At 57.6% G+C, this 12,133-nt stretch carries 8 protein-coding genes and 2 pseudogenes; 3 read left to right on the forward strand and 7 right to left on the reverse strand.

Going from position 1 to position 12,133, the window contains the following annotated elements; all coding sequences use genetic code 11:
• Positions 1-59: 59 nt before the first annotated feature.
• Positions 60-701: a hypothetical protein gene (locus ACVC7O_RS22615; protein WP_458326489.1), complete on the forward strand. Its 642-nt coding sequence runs from the start codon at positions 60-62 to the stop codon at positions 699-701.
• Here ACVC7O_RS22615 and ACVC7O_RS22620 read toward each other — a convergent pair.
• The 4 genes from ACVC7O_RS22620 to ACVC7O_RS22635 all read right to left on the reverse strand — a co-directional run bounded on the left by ACVC7O_RS22620 (position 698) and on the right by ACVC7O_RS22635 (position 7,297).
• Complete coding sequence (locus ACVC7O_RS22620; RefSeq protein WP_458326490.1) at positions 698-1,213, reverse strand: disulfide bond formation protein B; 516 nt, start codon at positions 1,211-1,213, stop codon at positions 698-700. The genes ACVC7O_RS22615 and ACVC7O_RS22620 overlap by 4 nt on opposite strands.
• A 100-nt stretch (positions 1,214-1,313) precedes the next feature.
• Positions 1,314-1,655, reverse strand: coding sequence for a copper-binding protein (locus tag ACVC7O_RS22625; RefSeq protein WP_458326491.1), 342 nt, complete (start codon positions 1,653-1,655; stop codon positions 1,314-1,316).
• Between the two features lie 33 nt (positions 1,656-1,688).
• Complete coding sequence (locus ACVC7O_RS22630; RefSeq protein WP_458326492.1) at positions 1,689-4,868, reverse strand: efflux RND transporter permease subunit; 3,180 nt, start codon at positions 4,866-4,868, stop codon at positions 1,689-1,691.
• A complete protein-coding gene (locus tag ACVC7O_RS22635) occupies positions 4,865-7,297 on the reverse strand; it encodes an efflux RND transporter periplasmic adaptor subunit (protein WP_458326391.1) in 2,433 nt (810 codons plus the stop codon). The genes ACVC7O_RS22630 and ACVC7O_RS22635 overlap by 4 nt, the downstream gene beginning before the upstream one ends.
• A gap of 818 nt (positions 7,298-8,115) precedes the next feature.
• Between ACVC7O_RS22635 and ACVC7O_RS22640 the strand changes: the two are divergent.
• A pseudogene (locus tag ACVC7O_RS22640) lies at positions 8,116-9,226 on the forward strand (IS3 family transposase).
• Positions 9,227-9,272: 46 nt separating this feature from the next.
• Positions 9,273-9,809: pseudogene (gene petA / locus ACVC7O_RS22645) on the forward strand (ubiquinol-cytochrome c reductase iron-sulfur subunit); the annotation flags it as partial.
• Positions 9,810-9,836: 27 nt separating this feature from the next.
• Here the strand turns inward: petA and ACVC7O_RS22650 are convergent.
• The 3 genes from ACVC7O_RS22650 to ACVC7O_RS22660 are packed head-to-tail and all read right to left on the reverse strand — an operon-like array spanning position 9,837 to position 12,115.
• On the reverse strand, positions 9,837-10,418 hold the full coding sequence (locus tag ACVC7O_RS22650; protein ID WP_458326392.1) for a methyltransferase family protein: 582 nt from the start codon (positions 10,416-10,418) through the stop codon (positions 9,837-9,839).
• Positions 10,419-10,425: 7 nt separating this feature from the next.
• Positions 10,426-11,364, reverse strand: coding sequence for a cation diffusion facilitator family transporter (locus ACVC7O_RS22655; RefSeq protein ID WP_458326393.1), 939 nt, complete (start codon positions 11,362-11,364; stop codon positions 10,426-10,428).
• On the reverse strand, positions 11,354-12,115 hold the full coding sequence (locus ACVC7O_RS22660; protein WP_458326394.1) for a transglutaminase-like domain-containing protein: 762 nt from the start codon (positions 12,113-12,115) through the stop codon (positions 11,354-11,356). The genes ACVC7O_RS22655 and ACVC7O_RS22660 overlap by 11 nt, the downstream gene beginning before the upstream one ends.
• Between the last annotated feature and the right edge of the window lie 18 nt (positions 12,116-12,133).

Here is a 12,133-nt window from a genome sequence, read left to right on the forward strand (position 1 = left end):
AATAGATTGGGTGCGCAGAGGATGTCGACTGTTGTCTCTCGGCATGCCACCCTGAATACATGCAACGCTTCTTTTCAACCAAAATGCCGGGCGCGCAATTTGTATTGAACGTTTTGGTTTTCAGCCTGGTTGGTCTGCTGCCGGTCTTGTTCGTCTATGTCATGCGTGCACCAGGATTTTCCTCGGCGTTGATGGATGGTGGGCCGGCGCTGTCGCGATTTCTAAGACAGGTTCTAACAAACGGGCTACCAGTCATCTTTATCGTCAACTACGTCGGCTTCTTTCTGTTTGCGGTGTTGAATGCGAAAGGCACCAATAGCCGTGATCCGGCAGTGTTCATTTTCTTCGATGTCGTAATTCGCGTCGCTCTTTTTCTCCTTCTCCACGCTCTTATTTACGTGCTTTCGGCCAGTTGGTTTGGCTCATTTGGAGGCAGTCGGGCGACGGCTCTTTCAGTGGTTGCGCCCACACTGGCGCGGTCCGCACTCTTTGAAAACATATCCGGAGTTTACCTGTATGCCACTTTGGTGAGTGCACTGCCGCTCTATGTTACGGCAGCCGGAAAGTCCCCAATCCTGAGACCTTTCATTGGTTTGTTCCCCAAAAGTATCGGCGCGGTTTCGGTTGCTCTGCTCGCTTTTTTGTTAGCCGCTGTGTGTCTGACGGCTTTTGCAGCCGTCATCCTGCGTCTTCAGAGCTAGATTGCCGTCTCGCTCTCACCTAAGCGGGACGCGCGCCATGCTTTGACAAGAGCCAGCATCCAGAGCCCAGCCAGAACGAAACTCCAAAGCGCGTTCCAACTCGCCATAGACAGGCTGAGAAACTCCCAGGCGACTTCGTCGCACATGACCAAGGCCGATGGTGCGGATGATGCAGAGGGCAGAAGGTCCGCAGCTGACAAGTTTGACATATCAAGACCAGAGCCTGTGCACGATGTCGGACCTTCCCACCAACCCCGTTCGACGCCGGTATGAAACATCCCGATGCCCGCTGTCACGAACGCGGCGACAGCGCCTGCCATCAGTAGCAGTAAGATGGGCAAACCCACCAAGAGTAGCAGGCCAGTAGCGATGGCAATCGCGTGAGGGTACCGCTGCCAAATGCACATCGCGCATGGAGCGTAGCCCGCTGCCTGAAACAAGAAGGCAGCCAGCAAAAGAACGGCCGATCCGCCGGCAGCGATCAAACCAAGTTGTTTCGAAGACAGGATCATTCACTTTCCTTTCGCCGACATGCAGTAGGAGGTCGAACCTGGTGAAACTCTCCAAGTACGCGCCGCAGTTGCCGATTTCTCCGCAACTGCGAATTCGTGATCAGTTCGGCATCATCGCGCCAATTGCGTACATCCCATCCTCACCTTGAACGAGCATGAGCGTCACTTCGTCACCGGCTGCCACCTCGCCCATCATCTGGGCGTTGTCCAGCACCGTCAGATCCATCGTCATTGCCGGCCAACCGATTTCAGGGATGGGGTCATGACTTACATTAGCCACTCCGTCACCCATCGAATTGATCACGGCTTTGGCATGGACAGCTCCCTCCATTTGTTCATCCGACATCGGCATGTTGGAGTGATCCATATTGTGGTTCATCTGGGCGAAACCTGCCGTCGCGGTGATGCTGAGCAGAGCAAGTGTTGCGGTCAGTGTTTTCATTGGTGTCTCCATTTGTTTGGGTTGCTAGTTGAATTATTCAGCGGGCAGCGCATCGGTCGGTCGCAGAACGAGGGGACCGATCTCGCGGTTCACGCGCCGCAGTGCGAGCCGCTTCCAGATCACGAAAATCGAGGGAATGACGAAGAGCGTCAGTAGCGTCGCGGTGACCATCCCGCCGATCATGGGGGCCGCAATCCGCTGCATGATTTCCGAGCCGGTCCCGGTGCCATACATGATCGGGATGAGGGCCGCGAAGATCGTGGCCACTGTCATGACTTTCGGTCTGACCCGCAAAACAGCACCTTCGAACACCGCGTCTTCGATATCGTCACGGGTCAGCTTGCGTGTTTCCGACTGGGCCAATTTTCGCCGCTTTTCCCAAGCAAGGTTGAGGTATAACAGCATGACGATCGCCGTCTCGACCGCCACCCCCGCGAGGGCGATGAAGCCAACCAGAACGGCAATCGAGATATCGAAACTGAGATACCACAGGAACCAGACGCCCCCCGCGAGCGCCACAGGGAGCGCGGCAAGGATGATGCCAACCTCAATCGCTCGGTTAAAGGCGAGAAACAGCATCAGCGTGATGATCAACAAGGTCGCGGGTGCCACGATGGTAAGCCTGTCCTGCATCCGCTCGATATACTCGTACTGACCGGACCAAGTGAGAGAATAGCCCGGCGGCAGGTCAACAGTCTCAGCAACGACCTGCTGGGCTTCGGCCACGTATCCGCCCAAGTCTCGCCCGGCGATGTCGATGAAGACGAAACCTGTCCGCCGAGCATTCTCCGAACGGATCATGCCTGGACCATCTACGATGCGGATATCCGCGAGGGTTGTCAGCGGCACATGTGCGCCGGAAGGTGTGACAACCGGTAGCTTTTCGAGCCGCTCGGGGCTGTCGCGCCACGCCTGCGGGTAGCGCAGGTTGATCGGGAAACGCTCAAGAACCTCAACCGACTCAGAAACCTGCATCCCGCCGATCGCTGTCTGCACAACATCCTGCACATCCCGGACGCTCATCATATAGCGCGCCGCCGCATCCCGCTTCACGTCAATTTCGATGAACCGACCGCCGACCGGTCGTTCAGCATAAGCCGACGCCGTGCCTTCGATATCAGCAACGGCGCGTTCGACCTCGATCCCGATCTGCGTAATCACATCGAGGTCAGCCCCGGAAACTTTCACTCCGACCGGCGTGCGGATTCCTGTCGCCAACATATCGATGCGGTTCTTGATGGGCTGGATCCAAACATTTGTAACGCCCGGCACCTGAACAGTTCGATCAAGCTCGTCGCGGATTTTCTCCATCGTCATGCCAGGACGCCAGTCCTCTTCCGGCTTCAGCTGGATCGTTGTCTCGACCATCGTCAGGGGCGCCGGATCGGTTGCCGTCTCTGCTCGTCCAACCTTGCCGTGAACGGTTTCAACCTCGGGTATGGTTGCGATCAGGCGATTGGTCTGTTGGAGCACTTCGCGCGCTTTGCCGGTCGATATGCCGGGATAAAAGCTCGGCATGTAAAGGAAATCGCCCTCATTCAGCTCAGGCATGAATTCCGAACCGAGCCGCTGATAGGGATACCACATCGAGGCGACCAGAGCACCGGCCAGCAAAGTCGTGGCCCAAGGCCATGCGATCGCCGCATCGAGGAACGGGCGGTAGATGAACACGACCAGCCTGTTCAAAGGGTTCTTGCGCTCAGGTAAAATCCGCCCTCGAACGAAGTATCCCATTAGGACTGGCACGAGCGTGATCGACAGGATCGCCGCTGCCGCCATTGCGTAAGTTTTGGTATAGGCCAGCGGAGAGAACAGCCGCCCCTCCTGATTTTCGAGAACGAAGACAGGCAGGAAACTGACCGTGATGATGGCGAGGGAATAGAAGAGTGCCGGGCCGACCTCGGCCGCACATTCCTGCACGATCCGCCATCTGTTCTCTGCGGTCAGCTTCTCCTTTTCCAGTCTTCGGTGCATCGCCTCGATCATGACAATAGACGCATCGACCATTGCCCCGATCGCGATGGCAATGCCGCCCAAGGACATGATGTTGGCATTCACACCCTGCGCCTTCATCAGGATGAAAGCGGCGAAGATGCCCAATGGCAGCGACAGCAGGATCACCAGTGAGGATCGCAAGTGCAGTAAGAAAGCGGCACAGACCAGAACCACCACAATGAATTCCTGTGTCAGTTTCTTTTTCAGGTTTTCGATGGCCCGCTCGATGACACCCGACCGGTCATAGGTCGGTATGATCTCAACGCCGTCCGGCAGGTTGGGCCGCAACTCCTCAATGCGCTCTTCGACCGCTTTGATTGTCGCAAGAGCGTTGCCGCCCCAACGTAGCACCACGACGCCACCAACTGCGTCCCCTTCCCCATCAAGTTCACCGACGCCGCGCCGCATCTCCGGTCCCAGACGAATGTCCGCCACGTCCCCAAGGGTGAGTGCCGCGCCGCGCTCGTTGACCATGAGAGGCGCGCTTGCGAGATCCGACAGCTCGTCGATGTAACCGGACGAGCGGATCATGAACTCCGCTTCGCCCATTTCGATAACGCTCCCGCCGGTTTCACGGTTGGCCGCTTGAATCGCGTTTCTGAGCTGGGCCAGCGTGATGTCATAGGCCCGGAGTTTGTTGGGATCGACAACAACCTGGTATTGTTTGACCATGCCGCCGATGGTAGCGACCTCGGACACACCATCCACAGCCTGCAATTCGTATTTCAGGAACCAGTCTTGGAGCGTTCTGAGTTGGGCCAGGTCATGATTTCCGGTCCGGTCAATCAGCGCGTATTGATAAATCCATCCCACGCCCGTGGCATCGGGTCCAAGCTGCGGTGAGACCCCCTCCGGCAAGCTGCCTGAGATCTGCCCAAGGTATTCCAGAACGCGCGATCTGGCCCAGTAAAGATCCGTGCCGTCTTCAAAAACGACATAGACAAAACTGTCGCCGAAAAAGGAAAATCCACGGACGTCCTCAGCACCGGGCACTGCAAGCAGGGCCGTCGCGAGTGGGTATGTTATCTGGTTTTCAACAACCTGAGGGGCCTGTCCTGGATAGGGTGTGCGGACGATCACCTGCACATCGGACAAATCTGGAATGGCATCGACCGGCGTTTCGCGGATGGCCCAAATTCCTGCCGCACCCATCATGAACGCCAGAGCAACAATGACGAACCTGTTGGCGAGCGAGATGCGTATTATCGCCGGGATCATTGCGTCACGCTCCCGTCAACGGTCACATCCAAGAGTGTCATGGAGAAGTCAGGGTTTCGCCTCAGGATAAGTGTCACGTCCGTTCCAATGGGCAGGCGAGATGCCTCAACGTCCTCTGACAGTGGAAAATCCATCGTCATGCCTGGCATCCCGATTTCGACCATGGGACCATGGGTGATATTTGCCGTCCGCGCGGCACTGTCGATGGAGTTGATCTGACCCGTGACCTGCATGGGTGGAGGGACCACCTCCGCCGCGGCCAGAACCATGTTCATCCCGTCCGGACGGTCGAATGTCAGCGTCATTTCTGTGTCTGTCGGCAAGGATGCCGGATCAATTGAGGGATCAATCGGGAAGTCCATAGTCATCCCGGGCATCCCGATTTCTTTCATCGGCCCATGGCTGATCGTTGCTTTGGACGCCGCGGCGTCCACAGCGTTGATTGTGCCGGTCGTGACGATCGGGGGGGCGGCGGGGGTCACGGGTTCGGCCGCGGCCAGAACCATGTTCATCCCGTCCGGGCGCGCGAAGGTCAGTGTCATTTCAGCGCCGGTCGCCAATGCGTCCGCATCCAATGCTGGATCAATGGGAAACTCCATGGTCATCCCGGGCATCCCGATTTCAGCCATCGGACCATGCGTAATCGTCGCCGTCCCATTCTCGGTGTTCAAAGCATCAATGGTCCCGGAGACGACAATTGGTGGCGCACCTTCGGCGGGCTCTTCTTCTGGCTCCATCGCGGCGACGGATTCTGCACCTTCCGCACGGACCGCGATGACAGAGAACATTCCGCCGTCGTCCGCTACCAGGTCGAACTCAATAGGTGCGTCAAGCGGCACTGCGTCGAGATCGACACCAACCACCGGTAAATCCATGGTCATGGCGGGCCAGCCAAGCTCAGGGATTGGGCCGTGCTCAAGAGTCAGTTTACCGTCTGGCGTGACGGCCAAAGCCATCCCGCTACCGGTACCGGCAATGCCATCATCAGGAGCAAGCTCCATCAAACTGAGAAGCCCGTCGGCACCCCTTGCAGCGAGAAAGGCAACTTCGTCACCCGCATCCAGCCGGTCAAGCGAAACGCCAGCCCTTACGGGAAACTCGGACGTCATCGCCGGCCAGTCCAGACTCTCGAGCGCGTCATGACGAACGCGCGCGACCCGGGTTTCGTGATCGAGATCGACAAGACTGCCTTTGCCGCGGGCAGGCTCCGCATCCGTCGGTGCCATGCGCATGAAGCCGGCACTCAGAGCGCTTTCGCTGTCGATGAGGAATTGTGCGGAGGCAACCACCTCCTCGCCGGGCCCAATCCCTTGCAGAATCTCGGTCCGTCCACCTTCGCCAAAACTGTCGCGCAATCCTGTGGTCACCAGTCTGGGCTTGAAGGTCCCCTCACCAGTTTTCAGAATGACCCGTTCCGCTGATCCGGTGCGGATCACGGCCTCTGACGGTACGGTCAATACAGTCCGTGTTTCTGTCGGTATTAGGCTTACGCTCCCGAACATGCCCGGACGAAGGACACCATCGTAGTTGTCGAACCTCAGCCGCACGGGCAGGGTCCGGGTCTGAGGGTCCAGCTCGGGGTAAATGTAGTCGATCTCACCTTCGAAACTGCGCCCTGGAAGATGTTCGAACTGAGCGATTGCACGCATATCCTCCGAGAGTCTTGCGATGTCACGTTCGAAGACATCGACGATGAGCCAGACTTGAGACAGATCCGCGACTGAAAACGCCAACGTCCCAGGTTGCAGATACATCCCGTCCGCCGCATTCAGAGCAATGACAACACCGTTCTGCGGTGCTTCGATTTCGATGTTGCGGACAAGTTCGCCTCCGGCTTCGATTTCGGCGACTTGACGCGCAGACATACCGAGGCTCAGGAGGCTGTTGCGTGCAGCGTCGAGAATGCGAGGATCGCCGTCCTCTACCGCGCGCACCAAATCGCCCGTCGCCGCGGCAATCAGCGGTGAAAACAACTCGAAGAGTACTTGTTCTCCTTGCACCCGATCACCGACGGCTCGCACCTTGAGCTTCTCGATCCACCCTTCGACGCGGGTATGCACGTGGCTGGTCAAGTGCTCATCATATCCGACGAACCCAACAGTCTCGATCCGAGGCTCGACATCCGTCATGCGCGACAGCGCTGTGCGCACCCCAATTGCGTTGATTTCAGCGGCATCCAGCGTGACTTCCGAAGGATCCCCCGAAGGCTCTTCGCCCTCGTACACAGGAACCAGGTCCATCCCCATGGGTGATTTCCCCGGACCGGGTTGCCGGAAGTTCGGGTCCATCGGGGCAACCCAATAGAGGATTTCAGGCCCGGTAGATCCGGCTTGTGCCACGGGGTTCAAATAAAGTCGTTCGAGGAATATCCCTCCGCCAACGCCAGCAGCGAGAGCAAGGACTGAAAGTGCCGCGTATCTTCCACGCATAGATATCGTCTCCTGATGGCTGCATTGGAAGCAGCGATCGCATGATCAAACAGCCCGCATAGGCGGACAGCGAAATGTCAGGAGTATTGGGGTGGTCGATCGGGAACGAGTGGCTCTCGGGTTGAGTGTGCCTCAAAAAGCCTCATCTCAGCCGGCGGAGCCGCAGCGCTTTCGTCACTCCGATCGGTAATGGTATCTTGGTAATCCATGACGCAGCACAGACAGGTGTGGCATCCGTCGCTGTGCCCAGCGTGAGCATCTTTTTTGTCGTCCGACATGTCATGAGAATGATGCGCATGGATGTTCCCGGGCGATCCGTCGACGATATGAAAACCATGCTCAGCGCTGCTGATCTCTTCGCCCACCGGCATGGCTTGGGTTCCGACGACGGTGATCGTCAGACAGACAAGGGCAAGGCATGCCGATCGCAGAAAAAAGAACGCGTTCGAAATCATGAGCGCGAGATAGCGCTCTTAAGGAGTTGCAGCAATCGGAGCGGGGCAGAAAGATTGTATCAGTTTGTAGAGTTGACCTTTTTCAAGGCTTCACACTACGACCTTCAGGGGGACATGGTGAGATGAGGCTTCAAATGGATTCCAAGAAACGGTCAACGCTTTTAACGATCGGAGCCATCATCGCACGGGGCTAGACACGCAAATTAAGAGACCCAAGCCGAAAATGATCATTGGCAGAGAAAGAAGCTGACCCATTGTCATTCCAAAGGACGACCATTGGAGCACATAACCTAAAGGGTGACCTGCTCCCCTGAAACGTCCTCGATTTGAGGTTAGCCTGTTCTCCAACTGAGGAGACAGACGATGAAGAGAAGCCGTTTCAGCGAAGCGCGGATCATTGGCATCCTGAAGGAGCACGAGGCTGGCATGAGCGCGCCCGAACTGTGCCGCAAGCACGGGATCAGCGATGCGACCTTCTACAACTGGCGACGGAAGTATGGCGGCATGGAGGTTGCTGACGCCAAGAGGTTGAAGACGCTAGAAGCCGAGAATGCGAAGCTGAAGAAGATGCTGGCCGAGCAGATGTTGGACGTCGCCACGCTGAAAGAGATGCTCGGAAAAAACTTCTGAGGCCCGGTTCGAGGAGGAAAGCGGTGGACTGAGCCATGAAAGAGAGGAGTTATTCGCAACAGCGGGCCTGTGCCTTGGCCGGAATCGATCCGCGTGTGTATCGGCGCAAAGCGAAGCGTCCGGCTGACACGGAGCTGCGGGCCAGGATGAAGGAACTGGCCTCCGAGCGGCGGCGGTTCGGCTATCGTCGTTTGCACATCCTGCTGAAGCGGGAGGGCTGGGAAGTGAATTGGAAGAAACTCTACCGGCTCTACCGCGAAGAGGGATTAACCGTCCGTAAACGGGGCGGACGCAAGCGGGCGATCGGGACCAGGGCGCCGATGACGATCCCGCAGGGACCGAACCAGAGATGGTCGTTCGACTTCGTGTCGGATGCCCCAGCCGATGGCCGCAGGTTCCGCATCCTGTGTGTCATCGACGACTTCAGCCGAGAATGTCTGGCCACGGTCGTCGATACTTCGCTGTCCGGACACCGCGTCGCCCGTGAACTGGATCGCATCGCCGAGATGCGTGGCTATCCCTGCCTTGTGGTCAGCGACAACGGCACCGAGCTGACATCGAACGCCATGCTCAAATGGCAGGAGGGTCGCCGGGTGGAATGGCACTACATCGCGCCGGGCAAGCCCATGCAGAACGGCTTCGTCGAAAGCTTCAACGGCCGCCTGCGGGACGAGTGCCTGAACGAGTACCTCTTCCCAACCCTGCGCCATGCCCGCCATCTGATTGCGGCATGGCGCGACGACTACAACCACTACCGCCACACTCGAGCCTCGACGGGCTCACACCGCGGGAGTATCACCAAAGGTCAGAAGAGGACCAAACCCTGAGCAGAGCTAGATTATAAACGCGGACTCAAAGGGGAGCAGGTCACGGACGTATCGGACCAAAACTCCCGACGGGACTTTCTATATTATGCCACGGTCGGAACTGGTGCAGTTGCGGTCGGCGCTGCGGTTTGGGCCCTTGCTAACCAGATGAAACCCTCGGCGGACGTCAGAGCGCTGGCATCAATCCGTGTCGACATCTCGGATTTGGCTCCGGGCTCGCAGTTGACCGTCAAATGGCGCGGAAAGCCTGTCTTCATAAGGCATCGGACAGAAGAAGAAGTAGCGCAGGCCTTATCGGAAAAACTGTCCGATCTGCCAGACTCAGATGCCAGAAACCCGAACGCGTCGGCTGATGCGACTGCGGTTGATCAGAACAGGGCTCTCCCTGGGCATGAGGCCTATATCGCTATGATCGGCGTCTGCACACATCTTGGTTGTGTACCTCTTGGCGATGGCGCGGGCGATTTCGGCGGCTGGTTTTGTCCCTGTCACGGGTCCCACTACGATACGGCCGGACGGATCCGCAAAGGACCCGCACCGGAAAATCTGCATATCCCGCCGCTCTCAGTTTTGGAAGGCTTGGTCCTGACCATTGGGTAACGGTCGCGTTTTGGGCCTTTTGCCAGCTTATTCGTGTTTTGCGGGCATTGCTTTTGGCATCCCGACGAATCTAGGTGTCGCTTTCATATAAGCTTCGTACGCCCGACCGTAGCGTTCTTTCATCCAGCTTTCCTCGGCAAGGGGTGCAATGAGTAGAGCGAAGATCGAGGTCGCGCCAACAATAAACGCCGCTGTAGAAGAGGATAGCACGAGCCACCCGAAAATCATGAAGGCATCTGCAACATATTGCGGATTGCGAGAGTAGCGATAAAGGCCGTCTGTCTTTAGCGTTCCCTCGGCACCACCTGTTTGAGCAATTCCGAATCTTCGGACAGCACTCCAAACCACGATATTCGACAAGACGACGATTGGGATGCCCAAACCATATCGCAACCAAGCCGGCAACTCCATTTGGCCCCAGCCAATCACTCCAAGTGCAATGAGTGTCCCAAACAATGCGAAGGTGGGAACCCAAACAAGGACCGGCGTCCAGACACTGTAGGCTTTCGGTGGCCATATTCGTCTCGCAGGATAAGCGATCGACCAAACCAGCGCACCGAGAGTTGCCGCTGCAATCAAAAGACCGATGATGGAGAGCACGGCAGACATCTCAGACCTATTGACCTTGGTGCTTATCATGACCGAACAGTGGAACCTCGGCGTCACAAGCGCCATTGCGTTCGAACTCCAGAGTGGAATGAGCGATACCGAATTCTGCGCCAATTCGCGCTTTGAGCTCTGCCTTGATCTGCTCCAACCGGTCCCATGCGGTGTCTTCAACGACGACATGGGCATCGAGCGCCGGTGCATTCTCTTCCATCTGCCACAAGTGCACATGGTGGACGTCGCGCACGCCATCTGCTTGGCGCAGCGCTGTCACCACTTCTCCTCCGTCAATGTCCGGCGGACTGCCGAGCATGAGCGTCCGGATCGGGCCACCAATCTCAGCGAATGCTAAGTACAGGATGTATATCGCGATCCCAATCGTGATCGCGGGGTCAACCCAACGCATGTCGTAGAGGATAATGAGCGTGCCGCCGACGATCACGGCGACTGAGGCCAAAGCGTCTGAGAGATTGTGCAGGAACAATGCGCGTATGTTTTGGCTACCCTTCTGCATCGAATAGGTCAGCGCTGCCGTCAGGGCGTCGATGACCAGTGCCAGCCCCGCGATGATGACAACTGTCCACCCTTGAACCTCTGGCGGTTCAAACAGGCGGATGCCACCTTCGTAGACCAGGTAAAGACCGATCACGATCAGCGTCGTGTAGTTGATCAAGGCTGCCACGGTCTCGATCCGGCCGTAGCCGAACGTCATCCGCTCATCAGCGGGCCGTCGCGCGATCTTTCGGGCCGCGAAAGCAATGACGAGCGCGGCCATGTCCGAGAAGTTGTGCAGCGCATCCGCGATCAGCGCGAGTGAGCCTGCGAAGATGCCGCCTACGATCTGGGCGACGGTCAGGAGGCCGTTGGCCCAAATCGCTATCGCCACGCGACGGTCCCCGCTTGAGGGATCAAGATGGGCATGGCTGTGGCCATGGTGATCATGCGGCATGGGTCTCTCCCTCATGCTGATGCGCAATTGAGGCGTCGGGTTTCAGACGGCCCGCGCGAAAGGCCCGCACACGCGCGTTCATCCAGTGCCGGATGATGTTGCGATAGAGCCACCCCCGCAAACGACCAAACTTCTGCTCATACTCTGCGTAGAAGGCGTCGGGCGTGTCGAAGGTTCCAAAATCCTGCACGATCCCGGTGTTCTGGATGTAAGTGTCCTGCCCGGTCCATTCGACGGGCGGCGCGCTCAGGCAATCCGTTCCGGCACAGTAGCCGCAGAGGCTATCGCGGTCAGCAAACGTCGATTGCAGAACCTTTAGAAAGCCGCTGTCGAGAATGAAGCCTTCGAGGTTGATCCACTTACCGTCCAGTTCGACCTCGATCCACGAATGCAGGATCTCTTCGGGCGCAATCGGGTAGACCAGTTCCGGCACAACACCGCGCTGAAGACCCTTGTGGATCGTGAACCCGTGGATCCTGCACTTGATGCCCACACCCCGAAGGAGCGCCATAAGCAGCGTGCCCTTGGTATTGCATTGACCATATCCATCGGACAGTACCTCGGACGCTGGAACGTCGTCGGTACGATTATAGCCGAATACGATCTCGTTGCGGACAAAGTCATAGACAGCTCCGATCTTGTCGGTGTCAGTCAAATCATTCCAACCCCTTCCATCGATGAGGCGTGCGATGGAAGCCGCCCCAAAATCCAGGATCGGGGTTGCCGTCAGCAATGGGTCTTTATGTGCCACGATGGGTCTCCTCGAATC

The sequence above is a fragment of the Roseobacter cerffii genome, assembly GCF_054226325.1.

What these genes read in the sequence shown, in the direction of transcription:
- ACVC7O_RS22615 (WP_458326489.1), top strand. Translation starts at nt 60, where the DNA reads ATGCAACGCTTCTTTTCAACCAAAATGCCGGGCGCGCAATTTGTATTG.
- ACVC7O_RS22620 (WP_458326490.1), bottom strand. Translation starts at nt 1,213, where the DNA reads ATGATCCTGTCTTCGAAACAACTTGGTTTGATCGCTGCCGGCGGATCG.
- ACVC7O_RS22625 (WP_458326491.1), bottom strand. Translation starts at nt 1,655, where the DNA reads ATGAAAACACTGACCGCAACACTTGCTCTGCTCAGCATCACCGCGACG.
- ACVC7O_RS22630 (WP_458326492.1), bottom strand. Translation starts at nt 4,868, where the DNA reads ATGATCCCGGCGATAATACGCATCTCGCTCGCCAACAGGTTCGTCATT.
- ACVC7O_RS22635 (WP_458326391.1), bottom strand. Translation starts at nt 7,297, where the DNA reads ATGCGTGGAAGATACGCGGCACTTTCAGTCCTTGCTCTCGCTGCTGGC.
- ACVC7O_RS22650 (WP_458326392.1), bottom strand. Translation starts at nt 10,418, where the DNA reads ATGTCTGCCGTGCTCTCCATCATCGGTCTTTTGATTGCAGCGGCAACT.
- ACVC7O_RS22655 (WP_458326393.1), bottom strand. Translation starts at nt 11,364, where the DNA reads ATGCCGCATGATCACCATGGCCACAGCCATGCCCATCTTGATCCCTCA.